At 62.3% G+C, this 20,414-nt stretch carries 21 protein-coding genes and 1 pseudogene; 6 read left to right on the plus strand and 16 right to left on the minus strand.

Annotated elements, in window-relative coordinates:
* From BHQ40_RS26550 to BHQ40_RS17610, 15 genes and pseudogenes are all read right to left on the minus strand, one after another.
* A pseudogene (locus BHQ40_RS26550) lies at positions 1–313 on the minus strand (conjugal transfer protein TrbC); the annotation flags it as partial.
* Positions 285–1,409: a conjugal transfer protein TraN gene (gene traN / locus BHQ40_RS17545; protein ID WP_070157084.1), complete on the minus strand. Its 1,125-nt coding sequence runs from the start codon at positions 1,407–1,409 to the stop codon at positions 285–287. The gene traN and the pseudogene BHQ40_RS26550, both read right to left, overlap by 29 nt.
* The gene (locus tag BHQ40_RS17550; protein WP_070157085.1) at positions 1,406–3,262 is read right to left on the minus strand and encodes a hypothetical protein; all 1,857 of its coding nucleotides are present in this window, start codon (positions 3,260–3,262) and stop codon (positions 1,406–1,408) included. Before BHQ40_RS17550 ends, traN begins: the two co-directional genes overlap by 4 nt.
* Positions 3,263–3,513: 251 nt before the next feature.
* On the minus strand, positions 3,514–4,530 hold the full coding sequence (locus BHQ40_RS17555; protein WP_070157086.1) for a TraU family protein: 1,017 nt from the start codon (positions 4,528–4,530) through the stop codon (positions 3,514–3,516).
* Positions 4,527–5,213, minus strand: coding sequence for a conjugal transfer protein TraW (locus tag BHQ40_RS17560; RefSeq protein WP_070157087.1), 687 nt, complete (start codon positions 5,211–5,213; stop codon positions 4,527–4,529). Before BHQ40_RS17560 ends, BHQ40_RS17555 begins: the two co-directional genes overlap by 4 nt.
* The gene (locus BHQ40_RS17565; protein WP_070157088.1) at positions 5,203–5,436 is read right to left on the minus strand and encodes a hypothetical protein; all 234 of its coding nucleotides are present in this window, start codon (positions 5,434–5,436) and stop codon (positions 5,203–5,205) included. The genes BHQ40_RS17560 and BHQ40_RS17565 overlap by 11 nt, the downstream gene beginning before the upstream one ends.
* Positions 5,433–5,759 (minus strand): hypothetical protein, encoded by a 327-nt coding sequence (locus BHQ40_RS17570; protein WP_070157089.1) that lies wholly within the window; start codon positions 5,757–5,759, stop codon positions 5,433–5,435. The genes BHQ40_RS17565 and BHQ40_RS17570 overlap by 4 nt, the downstream gene beginning before the upstream one ends.
* Before the next feature lie 5 nt (positions 5,760–5,764).
* Entirely contained in the window at positions 5,765–8,263 is a 2,499-nt protein-coding gene (locus BHQ40_RS17575; RefSeq protein WP_070157090.1) for a TraC family protein, read from the minus strand.
* Positions 8,260–8,922, minus strand: a complete 663-nt coding sequence (locus BHQ40_RS17580) for a TraV family lipoprotein (RefSeq protein WP_070157091.1) — start codon at positions 8,920–8,922, stop codon at positions 8,260–8,262. The genes BHQ40_RS17575 and BHQ40_RS17580 overlap by 4 nt, the downstream gene beginning before the upstream one ends.
* Positions 8,923–8,957: 35 nt before the next feature.
* Positions 8,958–10,262, minus strand: coding sequence for a TraB/VirB10 family protein (locus BHQ40_RS17585; RefSeq protein ID WP_070157092.1), 1,305 nt, complete (start codon positions 10,260–10,262; stop codon positions 8,958–8,960).
* Positions 10,259–11,053: a type-F conjugative transfer system secretin TraK gene (locus BHQ40_RS17590; protein WP_070157093.1), complete on the minus strand. Its 795-nt coding sequence runs from the start codon at positions 11,051–11,053 to the stop codon at positions 10,259–10,261. Before BHQ40_RS17590 ends, BHQ40_RS17585 begins: the two co-directional genes overlap by 4 nt.
* Positions 11,037–11,672 (minus strand): TraE/TraK family type IV conjugative transfer system protein, encoded by a 636-nt coding sequence (locus BHQ40_RS17595; protein WP_070157094.1) that lies wholly within the window; start codon positions 11,670–11,672, stop codon positions 11,037–11,039. Before BHQ40_RS17595 ends, BHQ40_RS17590 begins: the two co-directional genes overlap by 17 nt.
* Positions 11,673–11,677: 5 nt before the next feature.
* Positions 11,678–11,944 (minus strand): type IV conjugative transfer system protein TraL, encoded by a 267-nt coding sequence (locus tag BHQ40_RS17600; RefSeq protein ID WP_070157095.1) that lies wholly within the window; start codon positions 11,942–11,944, stop codon positions 11,678–11,680.
* Positions 11,945–12,052: 108 nt separating this feature from the next.
* The gene (locus tag BHQ40_RS17605; protein ID WP_070157096.1) at positions 12,053–12,370 is read right to left on the minus strand and encodes a hypothetical protein; all 318 of its coding nucleotides are present in this window, start codon (positions 12,368–12,370) and stop codon (positions 12,053–12,055) included.
* 177 nt (positions 12,371–12,547) lie between these two features.
* Positions 12,548–13,312 (minus strand): DsbC family protein, encoded by a 765-nt coding sequence (locus tag BHQ40_RS17610; protein WP_070157097.1) that lies wholly within the window; start codon positions 13,310–13,312, stop codon positions 12,548–12,550.
* A 536-nt stretch (positions 13,313–13,848) separates the two neighbouring features.
* Here BHQ40_RS17610 and BHQ40_RS17615 point away from each other — a divergent pair.
* The 6 genes from BHQ40_RS17615 (at position 13,849) to BHQ40_RS25290 (ending at position 18,342) form a co-directional block, all read left to right on the plus strand.
* Positions 13,849–14,388, plus strand: a complete 540-nt coding sequence (locus BHQ40_RS17615; RefSeq protein WP_070157098.1) for a hypothetical protein — start codon at positions 13,849–13,851, stop codon at positions 14,386–14,388.
* Positions 14,389–14,499: 111 nt separating this feature from the next.
* The gene (locus BHQ40_RS17620; RefSeq protein ID WP_070157099.1) at positions 14,500–14,919 is read left to right on the plus strand and encodes a helix-turn-helix domain-containing protein; all 420 of its coding nucleotides are present in this window, start codon (positions 14,500–14,502) and stop codon (positions 14,917–14,919) included.
* Positions 14,916–15,533, plus strand: a complete 618-nt coding sequence (locus BHQ40_RS17625; protein ID WP_070157100.1) for a GntR family transcriptional regulator — start codon at positions 14,916–14,918, stop codon at positions 15,531–15,533. The genes BHQ40_RS17620 and BHQ40_RS17625 overlap by 4 nt, the downstream gene beginning before the upstream one ends.
* A gap of 186 nt (positions 15,534–15,719) precedes the next feature.
* Positions 15,720–15,860, plus strand: coding sequence for a hypothetical protein (locus BHQ40_RS26270; protein ID WP_171905893.1), 141 nt, complete (start codon positions 15,720–15,722; stop codon positions 15,858–15,860).
* Between the two features lie 68 nt (positions 15,861–15,928).
* A complete protein-coding gene (locus tag BHQ40_RS17630) occupies positions 15,929–16,609 on the plus strand; it encodes a lasso peptide biosynthesis B2 protein (protein WP_070157101.1) in 681 nt (226 codons plus the stop codon).
* A gap of 113 nt (positions 16,610–16,722) precedes the next feature.
* A complete protein-coding gene (locus BHQ40_RS25290; RefSeq protein ID WP_171905894.1) occupies positions 16,723–18,342 on the plus strand; it encodes an asparagine synthase-related protein in 1,620 nt (539 codons plus the stop codon).
* Here BHQ40_RS25290 and BHQ40_RS17645 read toward each other — a convergent pair.
* Positions 18,327–20,411 (minus strand): prolyl oligopeptidase family serine peptidase, encoded by a 2,085-nt coding sequence (locus BHQ40_RS17645; RefSeq protein WP_124810434.1) that lies wholly within the window; start codon positions 20,409–20,411, stop codon positions 18,327–18,329. The two genes, BHQ40_RS25290 and BHQ40_RS17645, sit on opposite strands and share 16 nt — an antisense overlap.
* Positions 20,412–20,414 lie beyond the last annotated feature (3 nt).

The raw sequence follows: 20,414 nt of genomic DNA on the forward strand, positions 1-20,414 counted from the left end.
CCTGGGCGGCGCGAGCGCGTGCTTCCATCTCCGGCATAGGCGTCCGGCCTCGCAGGCCTTCGAATGCGCGCCGACGGACAGCCGGATCGTCAGTCGGCGGCAGCCTCGGGTCAGGCGTGTGTCCCGCAGCCTCCTTCTCTCGCGTGACGATGCCCTCGAGCCGATCCATGGCTTTTTGGCCCTGCTCGGCGGTGGATCCCCTGGCATCGCCGCGAGGGGCAACGGGCGTGGCATCCTGTGCCAGCGCGGCGGTTGCGGCGCCTGCAGCCACGAGGAGAGCGGCGTTACGGATTGATGGCTTTGAGATACGCATTGACGCGCTCCCCCATGTCTATCTGGATGTCGGATTGGGCGCGGGCCTCGATGTCCGCATAATATTCGGAGAGATCGATCTTGCTGAAATCTAGCGCCTGGAACTCCTCAGGCGTGAACCCACGGCACATCGGCTTCTTGGCCGTGCCCCAAAGATTGCCGTTGAAGGCCTTAAGCTGGGGACGGCCCTGTTCCTGGATGATGCGGCCGAGCTTTGTGTTGAAGCAGCAATGGCCGCGCGCCTTCTGGAGGCAGATCCCCAGGAAGCTGGACGTACAGTAGCTACCGATTTCGTGACACATGCCCGACGACCGCAGCATGGCGGTTTCCATATCCTGCTGATCACAGCCGGAGAAAAGGAACTCGATCATGAAATTGATCGCGAGGCTGACCGCGAGCGAGGTTGGGTCGAGCCCAACGATCAGCGCGTTCGCACCGGCGCTGGCCGCCTGGCTCGCGGTCGCGCCCGCCTTGAAGGCGACATAGGCCGCCTTCATGCCCGTGAACACGCCTTTGGCGACGGCGATCTTGGTGCCGATCGAACCAATCGACGAGCCCATGCCGTCCTTGACGATCTTGCCCTTGTCCTTGCAGCAATTGGAAAAGGTGGTCGAAAGCCCGGCCGGGCGGCAGCGCACGCCACGCCCGGAGAAAATCTCGATCTGGCCCATACAATTGCCGTCGGCATCGATGCCCCCATTGGGCTGGCTGCCCGGATCGTCCATCGGCGGTTCGTTGACGATCGGGTTGGTCGCGAGGTCCGCGCACTGATTGGGCGAGCAAGCCGGCGGGCCGCCTGTGCTTTTCACCATGCAGGCAAATTGCGGTCCGGCCGGGCAGCTATATTGTCCGGCGGCGTCGGCCACGCAGTCGACCTGCTGGATCGGGCAGAGCCACGCGCCGCTTGTCGTGGCGAGGCAGCTAGCCTGCTCGCCTTCGTCGGCAGCATCGCCATTATTGTTGAGATCGGCGGCGCAGATCTGCTGCGCACTGGCGGCGCTCGGGAAGGCGATGCTCGCGCCCAGGCAAAGCGCTATCGCGAGCGCAGCTCCGCGCGGATCGAGGGGCCGGCTTCTCTTGCTGGGCAGGCCGATCATTGCACGCTCCCCGTGCAGACGAGGTCGGCGCCGGCGAGGCGGACGGTCTGCATCATCACGACCGCCTCGGGAAAGTCGTCAAGGCATCCACAGGCGGAGACCACTTCCTCACCCGGACCTGCGGGGCACTGATTGTCGGACGTGCAGGCGTGGAAGAAGGTGTCGTAGCCGGTTGGCACATTCTGTTTGGCGCCGACGACTCCATCCGGCGCAGCCGCGTTGTTTGCTTTGGGCGCGCGCGTCTTGCAGACGGCCTCGCAGGCCGGAACGGAACCCCTGTCTGGCAGGCTGAAGGCGCGGGTCGAGGTCGCGAAACTGCCATCGCTCTGCCGGGCGCGGTCGGCGAGCATCGTCTCGGTCGAATGGTCGATGATATAGGTGCCGCGGCTCGTATCGGGTTTGGCGATGTCATCGACCGAACAGCGATAGGTGCGGTCTTTCAGAAAGAAGTCGCGGGTGAGATCGGTCGGGCAGGCGGGGCCGCCCAGGATACGGGTCTGGGGCAGGGGCTTCAGGCCCGTCGCGACGCCGTTGATCCAGGTCTGGACGCCATCGACCAATTCGCTGTCGAGTTTGCATTGCGGATCGGCGGCGATCGTCCCGCATCCGTCGACCAGCTGCTCCAGCGTCTTGCAGCTATTGTCGACATCGACATGGACCTGCGCGAAACCCTCGCCGCCTTCCGCGACCGCGACGCGCAACCAGATCTCGTGATCGCCGGCGGTGAGCCAGGGCTTCAGGTCGAGATTGGGATAGGCATAGAAGGTCTTCTTGAGCTCGCATTTGGAGGGCGGGAGGCCAAGGGTGGTCCAGGCGGAAGGGCCCGAACCGACAAGCTGCCCGTCGATGCGTACCTGCGCCCAGTCATCGGCGAAGAACTGTGTGAGGCGTGCATCGACGATCCGGTCCGGCTCGCTCACATGCAGTGTCATCCGGAAATCGATGAGCGTGCAGCTCCCGCCAGCCAGACTGTTGTCCGCCGGGGACCCCATCAGGAAATCGAAGGACGATCCGTTCTGGATCGTCGAATAGCCGCCGGCGGTCCGGCTGATAATGTCCTCCGCGCCGGGCTTGAGCACGGTCGCCCGCCGCTCGATCGTGCAATGCCGATATTGCAGGGATGTGCCGGTGCCGATCGCCGAACCCTTGAGCGCCTGGAACACGCTATTGCCGGTCGAGGCGGCATAAGCGTCGGAGGCGATGGTCGCGGGATTGGACCGGTAGGCGGTCTGGGGCAAAGCGGGGTTGGACGAGCATGCGGTCGATTGCGCGCCCACATATCGGATCGCCGGACCATCGATCACGGCTTCGGCGACGCCATAGCGTGGGTCAGCGGTCGTGAGTGCGCCGATCATCCCGCCGCCCAGATCGCGCAGGACCGAGGGCATATTGCCCCAGGCAAGATTGGCGCCGCAGCTATTGTTGATGCAGTAGCAGCCGGCGAGCTTGGGCATATCGACCGCCGTCAGCTTGAGCGCGTTGGCTGCGTCCACGTCCCAGCGGAAGAAGCTGCACCCGTTCCAGCTGCCCGGCTGGCAGGAGACCACACCATTGGCGCAGATGCCCGACACGGGGACGGGAAGCTTTGACGTGCTGTCGACCGTACCGTCGAGATCGGTGTCGCGCGCGATCGTGACCGAGCCCAGGTCGCCGGTCCCCGAGGGTTGGACCAGCACCTCCAGCATCGTCGCGGTTTTCTGGCAGGCGATGTTGGGCGCGAAGGTGCGGCTGTTGTCGACCGTGGAGATCGACTGACCCGCAAGCCCCGGCGTCACATAATTCTGCTGGAGCGCCTCGCTGTCGCTGGTCTTTGTACGCGACGCTTGCGCTGCGGTGCGCGCACGGTCTTCCATCGTTTGTGCCGAGGCGGATGTGGCGAAGGGAATGGCCAGCGCGACCGCGACGACGGAGCAGGCGGAGAGGATACGCCTTTTCTGCCGACGGGACATTGCGGCCGCGCTGGCCGGGGGTGGAGCGACGCCGCCAGGGGGGCTTGGCGGCGCCGCTCCTGTCCCGCACGGCAGCCCTCGGCCGTAGGGGCCTTGGCGAACAGACCTCCGGAATGGATGGCTGGCGCGTGCGGGAACGGGGGAAAATGATCGGCTCATGGCACCGGTATCCCGGCGCAGCAGATCACCTTTTCGAAGAGCATGAACTGGGCATTGTCCTTGCCAGGCGCATGCTTGGCCGAGGACCAGAGCGATCCCGGACGGCCGATATTGACGCACTTGCCGCCCTTCACGGGCTCCATGATCTGGAGCTTGTAGCGGCTCTTGGTCCACACTGGCTGCGGCACGAACGAGCAGCCATCGGCCGAACTGATCGTGAGCGCGCCGAGACGGCCCATCATGAACACACCGCGCGCGGCAAGCCCCGCCCATGCCTCGACGCTGTCGTCGAAATGGATGTCGCCGGCGATCGGATAGGTCGCGCCCCAGCTCCCCATGCACCAAAACAGCGGGTCGATGACCTTCCCGGCCGCCGCCGCCGCGCTGTCGCCCATGCAGGCAAGCCCGGCGGCGGGATTGCCGAACAGGATGCCCTCGGGCTGGATGATCGCGCCCAGCGTCCCCGACTGCCAGGTGGGCAGCACCTCGGTCATCATGGCCACGTCGAAGCCGTCATTCTCGAGGCAGGGCAGGTCTGTGAACATGTCAAGCATCGCCCAGACCGGCGAGATGTAATAATGCATTTGCGCGAACATCTTGCGGGTGTTGGTGCCGTCCGAGATCGACGACTGGCTGCCCTGGAGCTTGCCGCCGGTCGGCAGGAGATCGGCGCCCAGAGCCATCATGCAGCCGGGTTCGGTCACGACATCGACCATCCGGTTCGGCGACCAGTAGGAGACCTTGACGCCGAACCAGAACTGGATGCCCTTGCGGCAGGCACAGAGCGGCTTGGACGCGGACTGCGCGTCGAGCGCCTTGTCGAGCTTGTCGAAGCTTCCGACCCGAATGCCTCCGACCGTGATCGGAAAGATGCAGGTCCAGCGCACCTTGGTGATGGGGTTGAAGACGGTGCCCGCCTCGCATTTGGAGGCGCGCGCCGGGCTCGGCCAGGCCAGCGTCATCGCAAGCCCGATGAGGAGGCCAGTGACGAAGATGGGGAGGCGCCCAATCATCGCGTCGCTCCTTTCGCCGCGACCACGGTCACCCGGCTCTTCGGACCATATTCGGTGAGCATGAGCCGCGTGCCCGACTGCTCGACGATGACCGGCGCCACCGTCAGTCCGAACCTCTGCTTGACCCGTTCCTCCAGGATGTAGATCGGACGCCCGGTCTTTTCAGAGAGGTCGATCGCGTCGCCATTCTGTGACCCAAGCGCCGAGAGCAGGATGAAATCGCTGGCCCGGGCATTGCGCAGCGCCCAGCCCAGGTCGCGGGGGTGCACGACGACGAGGCGCTGTGGCAGCGTCACATAGGTCAGCGGATTGAAGGTAAAGCCCTTGGGGTAGAGCGTCTTCCCGTCCGGCAGCGTGATATCGAATTCGAGAGTGTAGAAGGGCACGACGCTGCGCACCCGATCGGCGCCCGCTACTCCCAGCGGAGCAGCCTTAAGCGCGGTCCACTTGTCACGCGGGCCAAAGGCTGTGCTCATATCGCCCGGCAGCGTCGCGACCTTGCCCTCGATCTCGGCAAGCGCATCCGGCTCCGCGATTGGCCAGGTGCGCCCGATGGTGCTGCGTGTGCCGCCCGCCACCGGCCCGGTGAGCGCCAGCGCACTGGCTGCGGCCAGGGCGTTGCAGGCGAGAAAGGCAACAAGGATCGGGCCAGGGCGAAGCCGGCGGAGCAGGTTATCGGCCATGACGCTGTCTCCAATGTCCTTCAGGCGGCTCGGGGATGCCGATCAGGGCGGCGACGAAGGCTGAGACGGCAATTGGCGTGAGGATCCAGATCAGCATGCCGGACTCACGGTCGAGCGATGGCGACATCAGCAGCAGCGCGCTCTGGATCTGCATCAGCAGGAAGCCGCTGACCGTTAGACGGATCGCCGCCTGCGAGGGCGTGGAAGAGGTAAGCCTATTCATTTGCCGCGTCTCCGGCGAAGGCGGCTCATCAGCTTAGCGGTGCCGGCCGACAGACTGAGCAACAGCAGGCCCGTCGCCATGCAGGACGCCGCGACGAGCAGCGAGGCGCGAAGCACCATCATGGTCGGTTGCTTGAGAAGGAGCCCGGCCACCAGCACCAGCAGGCCCATCATCACGGTCTCGATCATCACGAGCCGGAAGCGCCACTGAAAGGACTCCGCCTCGAACCGCTCGGCGAGCCGCTGCTCGACGATCAGCTCGATGGCCTCATTGTCGGACCAGTTGAGCGGCAGCTGGTCGGGGTGCGGGGTATAGCGGGCCATGACGGTCAGCCCTCCACCAGGCCGGGCACGGTCGGCGCGCCCAGGATTTCGGATGGATCGACGCCGGCCAGGCGGCAGACCGCCTCGAGTGGCGACAGCCCCTGGCGCATCAACGCCTCGAACGCCGCCACTTCGTCGGGCGCGCTCGTGTTGATCCAGTAGGAGAAGGGATCGACCACGAGCCGGGCGATGCCGAGCCCGAGCGGCGAGTCGATGAACACCTCGGAATAATTGGGCTTCGAGTTGCGAACCGACTTTAAAAGGTCGAGGACGAAGCCCGAATAATCGAGGATCTTGTTGTCGACGGCCCGGTCGTAGGTCGAGCCCTGCAACAGGAAGCGGGTCGCGGCATTTTCGAGGATGACCTGGCCCGTTCCGCCAAACAGCGTGAGGTCGTTCATCGACTGGAGCACGATACCGAACGAGCCCCGATATTTGCGCGCGCGGCGATAGCCCTGGCCGAACGCCTCGGCGAGGCGCGAGAGATCCTGCCCGTCGGTGCGCGTCATGAATTGCGCGGCCTCGTCGCACAGCACAAATCGCGGACGGTCGCGGGCGGAGAGATAGAGTTCCTGCGTGACCGCGTTCACCACCACCATGACGATGACGTTGAACAAGTCGGGCATCGACTTCAGGCGCTCGAGTTCCAGCACGACGAATTCATCGTTGCGGATGTCGAGCGTCGAGGGGCCGTTGAAATAATGGCCATAGGCGCCGCCCGACCCGAAATCGCGCAAGTTGAAGGCGAGCTCACGCGCGACGGGGACGAGGTGATCGACGCTGTCGAGCGCGGTCTCCACTTGCGAGGGATAAGTACCGAGCCACTCGCGCACCGCGTCGATGCCATGGTCGGCGCGACCCGTGTCGATCGTCCACTGGACGGCCGACTTCAGCAGATTCCATTCCGATGTCGTGACGCCCTTGCGGGTGGCCGCATTCGCCATCTCGGCGACGATCGCCACAGCCATGGTGATGGCCGACTGCTTGTCGTCGCCGTCGAGCGCCAATCCCATATCGAAGGGGTTGAGGACGAGATGCTCTTCGCCAATGTCGATGTACCGGCCCGAACAGAGGGTACAGAGCTTGCGGTAGCTGCCGCCGATATCGATGATGCGGATCAGCGCGCCGCAGGCGAAATATTGCTGGCACAGATTGTTGAGCAGGAAGCTCTTGCCGGCCCCACTCTCGGCCGAGACGATGAAGTTATAATTGTTGATGCGCGGATCGAAGAGGTCGAGCGTGACGAGCTGGCCCTTGCGCCCTGTGTAGAGCAGGGCCGGTCGCCCGCCGCCGCGGAAATCCGTCTGGATCGGCGCCATCAGCACCGCAGCCTTGACCGGCATACGAAAGTCACGCTCGAGCAGGCGTAGCGTCGTTCGGTCAGGGTAAAGCCCGAAAGGCAGGCTCATCACCAGTAGCGTCGGGTTGAGATAGCTCTCCTCCTGCATCGAGAAGGGCAAGGGTTCGCCCTCCCACAGCCGCTTGGCGCGCGCGGCGAGATCGCGGGCATGGGCGCGGTCCCTGCCGAACACCCAAATCGTGGGAATGACGCGGACGAACTTGCTGTTGCCCGCCTCGTCAAGGATCCAGCCGATCTCCTCGATCTGCTTGCCGACCTCGACCGCGAAGCTTCCGGCTGCCTTCTGCGCCGACAGAATTTGCGCGCGCTTATGAATCTCGAACTGCGAATGATCGAACAGGATGTTGAGCGTGTAGAGAAACGGTCCGCCGATCTGGTCACTGTCCTCGGACGCCCCGCGCATCCCGCCCATGAAGCGGTTGGCCCGTTCGGCGGTGATCCGCCGCGCCGGCGCCTTGGGGGTCAGGCAGCGCGCGACCTGATTGCCGAGGAACACCTCCGCGCCCTCGAACACGAGATCGGGTCCCGCATCGATGATCTGTTTCGCGATCGGCGGCGCGCCGACGGTGGTGCCATCGGCAAACACGCCTGGCGCCGGGTTCGCGACGCCGTTGAAGACTCGACGATAGAAGGCGACCATGTCCTCGGGCGGCAATCTGCGGATGCCGAGTTTCGACAATTGCTCCTCGACCTGTCGGCGCAGATCCTCGCCGAGCGGGCGCCTTGTCTTGATCGACAGCAATGTCCGGAAGTTGCGGACCGGGATGCCGTGCAGCGCTTTGAGGCCATGACGTCCCTCGCTCAGATAGGCGCGGGTATGGCGCGCGGATGCCTGAATGAGCGGATCGTCGCGGATCTTGAGGTCAAGAAACGCATCCAGCGCGCCGTCGATCAGCGGGTCCGCGAAGGTGTGCAGCTGCAGGACCGTGCCGTCGGGGAAATGGATATTGAGCAAGCCCTGCAGCGCGCCCTGGACATGGGCGAACATATAGGCGGTCGGCACCAGCTCCCAGGCATGACCCCAGGTGTCGTCGATGCACAGGAATGCTTCCGTATCCTCATCCCATGCGACGAGCGGGAGATGATCTGAAAAGCTGTCGCGCCGGACGGCACTGCGCAACCGCTTATAGCTAAGCGCGCTCATGGCTTCGGCTCCGGTGCGGGCGGGGCGTTCGTTTGGGAGACAGGCGCCGGGGCAGAAGGAGCGATGACGGACTCCTGAGCCGGTGCAGGCTCGCCGTCCGGCGCGTTGGTATCGCGGACCTGGCCGAGGATCGGCGCCTGGGATGCGCGGTCGGGCGAGGCGATGAGGGCGCCGCCTACCACCCAGACAGGCTTGTCGGTCACCGAATAGACATAGCGCGGCATATAGAGACGGTCGGGGCGCTGGCGATCTGCATAGGGCAGGATCAGCGTGCGCACCGTGCGCGCCGGCTTCAGCATCGGCGTGACGGGCGCCTCGATCAGACCCTTGAGTTCGCGATAGACGCTGTCGCGGTAGCTGCCATAGGCAGTGCCGGCAGCCTCGGCCTGTGACCGCATGCCCGCTCGGTCCGCATCCTGGCCGCGCAGCATGGCGCGGTCGTTGGTGACTTTGGGGTCGGACTTCGACGCGACGCCGGCCACAGCGTCGGCATAGGCGCGGTCAGGATGGATGCACTGACCGTGATCGCTGTTCTTGCAGTCGAACTTCTCCGAATAGGGCGACATCATCGAGCCGACCGTGGCGCAGCCGCCTAGGGCAACCAGCAGGCTGAGCGAGAGCAGCGAGCGATGAAGAGACTGATGGGCCAGCAGATGCATGGCGGAGACTCCTATGGACTGGGGCGCGGGGAGCATCAGAATTTGCTCCCGACCGATGGCTTGATCTCGAGGGCGAGGCCCTCCTGGATGACGACCACGACGTCCTTCGCCGCGCCGACTTCGACGACGGGGCCGGCCTGGCGGGCCAGATCGAGATAGAAGTCGGTGAGCTTGTCCGACGATTTGGACAGCCCTCCGGCAATGCCGGTCTTCACGGCGTCGCCGGCATCGAGGCTCCGCACGCTGCCCAGCGCTGACGTCGACAGGCTGCCGAACGATCCTTCGACGCTCTGTGAGATGCCGGCGATCGTGCCGGCGATGAACGAGCGGGCGAGCGTCGCGCCGGCACGGGTCACGACCTTGCCGGACAGGCCCTTCTTGCCGTCGGCATCGACGAAGAAACCCTTGATCGCCTGATCGACGACTGCATGACTCTCAAAGTCCACGCAGGAGATCGAAACCAGCTGGATCTCGACCCGCTCCTTGGCGAGGCTGCCGGTCGCATTGCCGATGACGAAGCAGCCGGCGAGATTGGCCTTCACCTCGTTCGGAAGCACGGCGGGCGCCTGGACCCGGGCGATGATCGGCTCGGGGTTACTGGTCGCGTCCCGGCTCGCCAGCGCGTCGATGCCGGTCAGCAGCCGCGCCTTCATGAAACCAGGTGGCAAATAGATCGTCCGCTTCCCTTTTTTTGATGCAGCCCCGCCGCTCGCGCCTCCCTCCGCTCCTTGCGCGGCGGTCGCCGCGCCGATCGCGCCGATCTGGCGCTCGGTAGGCGGAGCAGGCGGTGCCGGGGGCGCGGCAGGCGGGGTCGGCGGTGCTGGAATTTCGTCCGCCGCGCCCTTTGCCTCGCGAGGTACGGGCGGATAGGCGGGCGCCTCGCCGGGGATCGCGGGCGGGAGATCACCGCCATCGCCTGCTGCTGGCGTGTGAGCGCCAGCGCTGCCACCGGGAACGACCTTGCCCTCCTCGATCGCGGTGACCCGGTCGCCGAGCAAGCTCTGTCCGTCGAGGATCTTCTGGAGGTCGCCGCGCAGTTTCACCTCGAGGCTATCGCCGCGAAGCCCTGCGCCCATATCAAGATTGCTGGCCTGGGGCGCCTTGGGCGCTTCCTTCTTTCCGCTAGAGCTGGCGGTGTAGAGGCCGAGGCCGAGCAGCGCGATCGTCGAGACCACGCCCAACTGCTTGGTGCGCAGCTTCTGATCCGAGGTAAGTTTCGACCACTGCGCCCTCAGATCGAGCAACGCGGGGCGGGGCGACGTATCGTTGAGGCTTTCGTCGCCACCGGCACGGGGCGTCGCGGCCGGAGACGTCTGCGGAGTGTCCTCTGGCGTCGTCATGGCTGAACGCTCCTGCGAACGACGATCAGCCGCGCAGTCTCACCTGGACCCAGCGTGAGGCGATCGATCGTGATGGCGAAGATGTCGGCTCCGAGCGCGGTATCGAGAAAGTCGCGCTCATCGAGCGTGGTGGTAGCAACAGCGCGGACGAGATATTCGCTGACCGACAGGCCCGCACCCTCAACCTCGAGGCGGCGTCGTTCCGACAGCGAGGCGGTCGGAAGATCAGCGAGGATCAGCCGGTCGCGCGAGGGCGCCACTTCGGAGAAGGAGGCCGGTACCCGGTCCTGCAGGATCGCCAGCGCAATCCCGACCGCCCGTTCCTCTTCGACCAGCGGTCCCAGGAGCGCGTCATTGGCGCGGGCGCGCTGCGCGCCGCCGGGAACCAGCGTCACCGTTTGTGCCGGAATATCGGCCGGTTCGGCATAGAGCGGGTAGATCGCGCCGTTGCACGAGACGAAGAATTCGGAAGGGGTCGTCACATAGGTGCGCGTCTTGGCCCCCATATCGTCGGTCTCGAGCACGAGGAACTTGACCCAGGCGTCCGAACCGCCGCGCTCGACGGCGAGGCCCTTTTCGGCCGAAAATTTGACGTCCTCGATTTCGCCGCCCACGCAGACGATATGATTGACGTCACGGTTGGACAGCCGGATGCGGCTTGTCTGGTCGGGCAAAGCCGCGATCGACTGGGCGAGGGCGGGCGAAGCGGCAGGGATTGTCGCGGCCAAGATCAAAAAGGCGGGTGCCCCGGCAAGGCGGACACGCCTCGCCCGATTACCGGATATCGGCATTGAAATTCTCCTCCTGCAGGGCGGTCAGCCAGAAACGGCCATTCTCGAGCGCGTAGCGAATGCGCAGATTGCCCCGGAACTTGCGGATCACGCCGCCGATCACGCGGACTTTCTCGACGGGGACAAGGATCTCGCTGCCCGTCCAGGTGACGGGCTGGTCGCCCCGGATATAGGTTGCGATCGAGAGCGTCGGATTGTTGCCGAGCTCATCGAGCAGCCGGTTCAGGCTGTCGCGCAGGCCATTATAGGCGCTGGGATGCGCGATCCGCAGCAGCTCGTGGAACTGCCGGTCAGCCGAATAGGCGGAATAGGTGCCGGCAAGGCCGACGATGTTGAAGGTGATCGCCCGGAGATAGGCCTCGGAGGGCTTGTTGCCCGTCACATAGAGGTCGCCGTCCGCGCCGAACGGGACGATCACGGTTCGTGTGTTCTGGTTCGAGGTGTAGATGACCGTGCCCAGGACCGCGGTGATGCCGAAGAGGCCGGCGATCGCGACCTTGAGAAGTCGATTTTCCTCGAAGAGGTTGGCCGATCCCTGCAGGTAGCGGTGCAGGTGCCAGCTCGGCCGCGTATCGCCGATCATATCGGCCTGGGGCTTGCGCCTGAAGGGAAAAGCCATCTCGCTTACTCGAAAAAGCGGGTCTGGGTCGGACCCGGATAGTTGCGGAAGCGGGCGAGGCCCCAGCGCCAGGCCAGGTGCGGGATGAACCCGCGCGGCTTGGTCCGCTTCCAGGGGATGAAGAGGAGAAGGGCGCCGATGAGAGCCCAGCCGATGATCCCGCCGACGATGACCGCGACGAAGATCGTGGACATCACGACGATGAACTCCTGACTGTCGAACCAGAGGATCTGGAGCGGCCGATGCAGGAACTGTGGCAGACGTTCGTCCACGCCCTTCTCCCTTGCTTCACCACGCCGCTGGGCGTGGGTTCCGGAAGGCGACCATCGCCTTCCGTCTCGTGAGGGCGGCCGGCCCGCCCGGCGCGCCCGGTCCTGGTCTCAGATCAACATGCCGAAGGTCTGGAGGATCGAATCCGCCTTGATGAGGCAGACCGCCGCCACGATCGTCGGGATGCCGATCATGATGTTCGAGAAGAGCCGCGAGACACCGAACAGGAAGGCGGCAACGCCGCCCACGAAGCCGAGCGGACCCTTTACACCCTGGTTCACGACGATGTCGTAGATGTCGTAACCGAGGTCGCCTGCGGCAGGGGCCTGGAACGCGTAAGCGACGCTCGTACCAGCGATCGCGGCCAGGAGGAAAAGGACCGCCGCGTCGATCGTGCGGAACGTCCTTCCCCGAAGCATAGTCAACATATGCAGTCTCCTTGTGCGTGGGGCCGTCCAGGACATGCTTGCCGGTACCGATCGGTGGTCGTGTCCGGCCGGCGGCAGTGCTGGACGGCCCCTGGAGGCGCGCTCCCGCCGGCATCTCGGTCCCGGCGGCGCGTTGAACGCGCACGCGAGGTCCGCCAAAATCGTCAACTGTCGCCGTCAGGGGCTGGGCTTGGGTTTGGGGCTCTCGGCGTCGAGAAAGGCCTCGAGCTCTGCTTGCTGGAACCCCGACACGAGCTTCCCATCGACGAAAAGCGTCGGCGTGCCCGACACGCCCATCTTGCGGACCGTGTCCGCGTCGCGTGAAACCTTCTCGGCACCTGCCCGGCATTTGAGCAGCGATGCGGGCTGCGCGCCGGCATAGACCGCCTTGAAGGTCGCCTGGGGGTCAGGCGAGCACAGGATGTGCTCGGCCTTGGCCGCCGCTTGCGGGTGGATGCCGCTCACGAAATAGACGAGGCGCTGGACCGGCTTGCCTTCGGCCTCCTTCGCCAGCCAGAAGCGCTCGAGCGCCTGGCAATAGGGACAGTCGGGATCGGTGAACTCAATCACCTTAGGGGCGCCTGCGGGGCCCACGACCAGCGCATCGGCAGGATTGATGGCGCCGACGCGCTTCCTGGCGCTGGTGTCCTGCGCCAACGCTGTCAGATTGACGCCATTCTTGTCGTAGATCGCTGCGAAGAGGAGATGCTGGCTCTCCGGCGCGAAATAGATGACTCGTCCACCCGCAACGGCCTGATATATTGGGCCTTTGACAGGCGCCGAACCAAAGTCCTCGAAGGTCAGGTTGGTGAAGGTCTGGCGCAATTGACGCTGAGCTTCTGCGGCCGCGGCCGTGAGGGGCTCGGCACCGCTATCCTGAGCGTAGGCGGGTGCCGTTGCACAGAGCAGGGCAGCCGAGATCAGCTTAGCGCTGCGGAACATGGTTGGGCTCCGGACGAACGAGGGAGGTGCACGCGAAAAGTCGGCTGTCGAGCGTTAGCGCGCTGCCGATCTTGATTGCGGCAGGGGCGACAGGCGGCAAAGAGCGTGCGGTCTTTTCGCGGATGGAAAAGCCAAGGTCGCTTTGAACGACGGCGAGCTGGGGGCCGCGAGTGCAAGGGTAAGCCTCCGCATCGGGCCGATAGGTTTGAGCGCTGGCCGGTACAGCGCTTGCGCAGAGCAGCAGGGCTGCCGCAAGCGCCGGTAATGGGCATGGGAAGTCCATGGCACATGTCTCCTCGTGGCGCCGCGAGGCGCTCGGGTTCGGGGTTTGGTTAGGCCGGGTGGATGGCCGGGACTTGAGTCCGCAGTGGCCACCGATCCGGTGCGTCCCAGGGCATGACGATCAGGTATCGCCGCTGCAATAGGGAGGGCACTGAAGTGCCGAAGCGGTGAAACAAAGCATCGGAACGACGAAAGTGAGGAGTTGATCTCGCGATGCGTTGAAAAGATCAAATTTGGAAAGAAGCGGCACTATAATGCCGTTTCTGCTTCCATTCGTCGTGAAAATGCTCCCGTTCGGCTCGCCGGCGCGGGACAATGCAACAGCTAAGGCAGGAGAAGGAGTGATGGCTCGAGCTAGACGCAGTTTCAAACTCCGGCTTTCGCCGGCAGGGCTCGACGTTCTTATCGACTCGCATTGCCACCTGATTCGCGTTACCCGGTCCCTGATTGCGTGGGGAACGACCCTTCATGTTGCGGTCGAACATCTCAGCACCTTGTCAACCACCGAAATCGTCGACCAAATGCAGCTCCAGGAGCTTGATTGTCTAGGTGGCGCCGAAGAGCACCATGTCGGAGCGTCCAATCGGCTCTGGGATATCGCCACAAGCATTACCGAACGGGTACAGAAGACATCGCCCGAGGGTCGCCAACCCAATCTCGGTACAATTTATCTCCTGGCGCTGATGCAGATCCCCAAGGCAGGTAAATCAGACCTGATAAACGCCTTCGATCGCGCATTGCAGTCTGGAGCGCGAACACCGGCAAGTCGGGAGGTTGATGATCTTGCCGGATAAATAGCGACAAAGTGGCCGAGGTTGTGTCTTGACGGTGGTGGTAAGTACACCTTAGCTTTCAATTTAACGAATTGCCTTGGCGGGCGGTATCTCCCGTAAGGAGACGCGGACATGTCGCATGATTTAGCGACTTCCGTTGCCGAATGTCCAATCCTGTACGTCAAAGTGCAGTCCGGGCGGCAAATTGAAGAGGCACGGAAGAGACTTCGCCTGACGCAACGCGATCTGGCGAGAGAACTTGGCATGGGTGTACGCTGGCTTCGCGAGATCGAGGCCGGCAATCCCCGCTCGCGGCTCGACGACCATCTGCTCTGCGCCTACAGGCTCGGACTATCGACGGGTCATATCCTGATACCGCTGCTTTTTGCGGGCCAACGGATGTGCTTTCCGCGACAGCTCGCGATGGGCGACCTCAGCGATCTTGAGCGGATGTGTATCGAGATGATCGCGCAGCGGAACCTTGATCATCTCACGCGCGCCCTCACCCCGGCCTGGCAGGTGGCGGCAATTCCTGCGGGTGCTGGATTATGATGTCAGCGATGGATCCGCCGCTTCAGGAAATGCTCTACAGATCATTGAAAGAAGATTACGCTGCGGGCGTATTTTCCCCAGGGCGCCGGCTCGATGTGCAAGAGATTGCAGACCGATATCGCGCAAGCAAAACGCCTGCGCGGGAAGCCCTCTGTCGGTTGATGGGCGAGGGATTGATAGAGCCGCACCCCGACGGTGGTCTTCGATTACCTATGTATAGTGGTGAAAGGTTGGCCCACCTATATGCGTGGAACATGAGCCTTCTCATGGGTCTGGTTCACGAAGTCAGACTATCAGCGTTGAAACGAGCAATTGAAGAGGCGACCCCGCAGAATCTGCAACGGACGCCCGTAGCAATCTCGCACGCGGTGGGTTCGCTATTTCTTTCCCTTGCATCGGCGACGGGCAATGAGTTTGCGGTCTTGTCTGTCAGCAACCTGAATGAACGGCTCCATTATGTCCGAATCGGCGAAATTCAAGATCTCCGCGACGCCGCGAAAGAGGTCAGAATTTTGACAAATATTTCGGTGACGGATCTCCAAAAGAGCATGCGGCGCAGGCTTGAGGCTTATCATATGCGGAGAATTGACCGGCAGAAGTCCGCTTTCAGATGAGCGGAAGACCGTCAGCCTGTCTAAAATCTTCGTGTAATCAGCATCTTGGACAATTTGTCGTGCTTTGGAAAGGGAATCGTGTGGATTTCCAGCCATCTTGTCGGGGTATATTTCGGGAGATCGCTCAGAGATCAATTTATCCTCCTTTGGCCACAAATCAGTGCGGCAATTGAAGAGGAATGAACCATGCAACGGAAGAACGACAAGCGTGACGTGAAGCGCCTCGATCTCGGCGGGGTCATGCAGCAGACCAAGGGCGGCGCCATGTCGGTCAACGACAACCAGAACGGGCTTCGTCCGATCTTCGGCGGTCTCTCCGCCGACTGACCAGGATGCCTCGGAACGTCCGTTGGCTCGATCGCTGCGGACGTTCCCTTCTGTATGGAAAGTTAGCGATGGACCTTCACATCAAGCCTGGATTGCACTTTTGCACGGTTGATGGTCGGACCATCTTTCTTGATGAGGATACGAGCCGGTATTTTTGCATTCCTGAGGATGTCGATCGAGCATTTCAACGCCTGATCTTAGCGAACGGAAAGCGCTGCGAGATCTCCGAAGATGCCTTGATCGCCGACCTGATATCCCTGGAGATAATTCAAGGCGAAAATGCAAGGAAAGGCGGACTGACGACACCCGCTTCTGTCGTCGAGCCGAATGGCGATCTTGGTCGGCTTTCCATCCATGATGCACCAGCAATCGAAATTGCTGCAGCCCTCTTCGAACGGCTGCGCTCAAAGCGGATCGCGGCACGCCGAGCCATCGCTGACGTTCGACGCCTGATAGCGCAAGAGCGCTTGCGGTTCGCCCACCGACGTTCAGCGTGTATTCCGACCTCGAACCTTGCCGTGTCAGCGGCCTTCGAGGTCAGCGATTTTGTGTTTGGCCGCCATGATCGTTGCCTACCGCGGGCGATTGCGATCATCAGACGGTGCTTGCGTGCGGGCCACAATCCCTCCCTAGTGATCGGTGTGCGGATCAACCCGTTCACCGCCCACTGTTGGGTGCAGCAAGGTTCGGTCGTTGTTGGCGATTCAATCGACATCACGCGGATATACACCCCGATATGCGCGCTGTGAGCGCTCCGCGATTTCTGATTGATCGGGCTATTCCCGACCGGAGGCGGGTCGAGAAAGCTGCGGAACGCTTCCGGCTCGAATTATGCTTCGATGCATGTGGAGTCCGGGCTTTCGTGTCGCCCGGCTACGGCATTCGCCTCGGTGGAGATCGTGGCGTAATTCTCGGGACACTCTTCGACCGCCACGGTCCACCAGAACCCATAGGCGAAATGAAAATGGATCAGCAGAAGCTGATCTCTGCTAGAGGCGAGCGCGCCCTCCTTGAGAACTATTGGGGATCCTACTGTTCTCTCTTAAGTGATGGAACTGATTTCAACGTTATGCGCGATCCATCTGGCGGGCTGCCGGCCTACCATTCGGGCGCTGCTGGTTCCTGCGTGATAGGCTCCGATCCCGAGATCATAGCCGCCACTGGACTTTGGAAACCCGCAGTATCGTGGGAAGACTTAGCGATCCATCTATACACGCGGGGGCTACCAGGCCCCGTGACGCCACTTAAGGGGTTAGCTGAGCTGCTGCCTGGCACTGCATGCAACATTTGCGATGCTTCGATGAGCGTTAAAGAGTTGTGGTCTCCCTGGGATTATACACCGTTGGGATTCGTATCCGATATCTCCGACCAGGCAGAAATCCTTCAACGAACTATCCAGAACGTGGTTTCGTCATGGTCTTCGAAATATCCCTCAATCCTGATCGGTGTTTCTGGGGGACTAGATTCATCCATCGTCGCGGCCAGTATCCCAGCTCGACGAACGGAAGTTGTGGGTGTTACCCTCGTTACCGACGATCCAGATGGCGATGAAAGGCTCTTTACGAGGTATCTTGGGCGTGAGATTGGGCTAGAAATTCTCGAAATACAGTATGATCTGGCGGACATAGATCTCGCCACGTCGTGCGTTGCCCACCTTGCCCGTCCGATTGGCCGAAGCCACGCCTTGGCGTATGATCGCGCGATACACCGTGTCGCTCGCGAGCGACGCATTGAAGCGTTTTTCAGTGGAAACGGTGGCGACAATATATTCTACTATACTCAATCCGCAAATCCCGTCGCTGATAGACTTCTCGTTGGCGGTATAGGTATCGGTGCCCTTCGGACGGGGCGCGACGTCTGCCGACTGACGGGCTGCACGCCTGTCGAAGCTGCTGCAGCAACGATCAGATCGATCCACGAGCGAGGAAAAGGATACCAATGGCGACCTGATTCTCGCTTCTTGCATGCCGATCTGGTGGCTCGCCTCGCCACAAAACCGGTGAAGCATCCCTGGCTATCGGATGGTCGCGCGCGCCTGCCGGGAAAGGCAGCGCACATAGCCGCCATTTTGAGAATACAATCGGGTCTGGAGGGATATGACCGTCGGCATCCAGCGATGATCAACCCGCTTATGAGTCAGCCAGTTCTTGAGACGTGCCTTGCCGTGCCGTCCTGGGCTTGGGTTGAAGGAGGAAGAGATAGGGCTTTGGCTCGACGCGCTTTCAGCCGCATCCTGCCCAATCGGATATTTGAGAGGCGATCTAAGGGCGGTCCTGATGGGTTCGCGAACCAGATCATAACCTTGCATCGAGCCGAGATTCTTGAGCGGCTGACCAGCGGCCATCTAGCGCGCCAGAAGATCATCGACTGCGATGAAATCGTCTCGGCTCTCTCCAATGATCAACCGACCATGGGAGCGGATCAGGCGCGCCTGTTGTCCTTGATCGATACCGAAGCCTGGGTGTCTCACTGGAGCCCATAGCAACCCTTTTCATCAGAGTCAGATGGTGATGCAGGAATCCATCTGCGAAGCCATTCCAGCTGCCGTCTCGCGCTGTCGAACCGAAGCGCAGGTTCAAGAATCTGATGGCCGGTTCTTGGATAGATCGCAAGCTCGACGGGCGCCGAACCGCGGGTGTTGCCGGTACGGAAAAACTTCAGACAATCAGTGGGTCCCAGACTGTTCTCTCCGCATTCCAGGAGTACAGGGGTTTGAAGGGCGTCGATCGAAAGCAGGGGCGATTGTGATAGAAGTCGTTCCTTCTCACCAATGTCATAGGGATTTCCAAAACCCATGTTGGCGTAGGCTGCTTGTTGGTTTGGTCCGCCATATTCCAGCAACGCTCTGCTGTAGAAATCGACAACGCCTTCCATTGCTATGGTCGCTCGAAATGCATGCACGTTGCTGGCTGCATAAGCGGTAAGGATTCCGCCATAGCTGAAGCCAGCTAAAGCCATTCTGGATCGAGGAGTGCCGAGCCTTTTCGCCGCATAATCGACCCCTCCCAGGACGTCCTCCAGCGGGCCTTCCACATAATCCTTCCGGTCGCGGATCGCGGCTTCAAAATCACGTCCATATCCGCCGCGCCCTCTCGTGTTCGGGATCAATATAGAAAAGCCGTTCATAAGAGGGCCATAGGGAAGAAAGGGGGCGTCATCATTATAGCTATCCGGTGTAACCATGGCCGGCCCGCCTGGGACGGAAACAAGCATTGCCTGATCTGCTTGGCGACCGACTGCCCGGATAAGCACGCCGCTTATCAGGTAATCGCCGTCCTTGCTTTGCCATGATACCGCCTCAGCGCGCCAAGGAAGGCGCGGGCCGCCCGGCTGAAGGCTCAGCGCTTTTGGCGACCATAAATTCCCGGCGGTCGTGATGACTTCCCCGGGATTTTCGAGGCTATGCCGGGTCATGAGCAGCGAACCACCAATCCCGATTTTGCTTCCGCCGAAGCAATTTAATGACTGCCGCCCCAAGAGCGCCGCTGTTCCCCGAATGGCATCGACCTTGAAAACCGGACATTCCATCTGACGCATCGCGACATAGGTAAGATGTTCGGCGTCGATCCAGGTCGGAAGATAGGGGGAACCTGTCGTCTCGTCCGGCTTCGATACGATCACCTGCTCGTGGCCGGAACTACTCTGAACGACCAGTTGCAAGCCGCCTTTCAGCAGGTCTCGGCGCTCCGAGGTCAGATAGGCTATCCTTCTTCCGTCAGGAGACCAGCGCGGGTCAAGATTGGGTCCCGGTCGGTCAGACAGAACCTTGATCGCCCTAGTGACGAGATCCCACACATAGATGTTCGGCCCGGCAGGGCTCGACCTGTCCGCTCCCGATAGCTGCGCGCTGAACGCAATTTTCCGGCCATCGGGCGACCAGGAAAAATCGGCATCAAGCCCGACAAGATCATAGGCAGTCGGCACCTCGTCGACGACGGCACCGTTTGATGAATCAAGGATCGCGACACTTTGACGGGGCGTGCTTCGGCTCGAGCCATCCCAATCCAGTGATGGTTGAAAGGCGGTGCGTCGCAGACCGGCTTGGGCAGTCGTGACCAGTACGGCCAATGATTTCCCATCTGGAGACCAACGCAGATCTGCAATGGCTGCATTTTCCAGGCTGAATGCTCGGGATCGATTATCCGACAGATCGAAGACTGTAACGCCAGTCGTGACCTTCCCCCCCAGAACTGCAACGCGAGTTCCATCTGGATCGAACGAGGGGCTTGGCAACCGCAAATTAGCTCCGTCACGGGCGGTCTGGAGCACGCTTACGAAATGTCGTTTGAGACCGTCCTTCAGGTCGATGGTCCACAATCTGTCGGTGATCGAATTGTCGGCAACGTTCGCAGATCGCTCAACATAAATCAGGTGCTTGCCGTCTCGCGATACATCGAACTGTGGCCGTTCCATCCACGAGCCCGGTATGCGTGGACGCTCAATGGCGTAGGCCGTAAGCCGTTCGAAGCAGGAATTGTCACTGGGCAGGGCGGCCGAGCCTGAATATGGCACCAGGCACGCCAGCGCGAGCAGATGGACTGCCTTGTTCATGAC

This window comes from Sphingobium phenoxybenzoativorans, from assembly GCF_001757355.1.
Taxonomy (GTDB): Bacteria; Pseudomonadota; Alphaproteobacteria; order Sphingomonadales; family Sphingomonadaceae; genus Sphingobium; species Sphingobium phenoxybenzoativorans.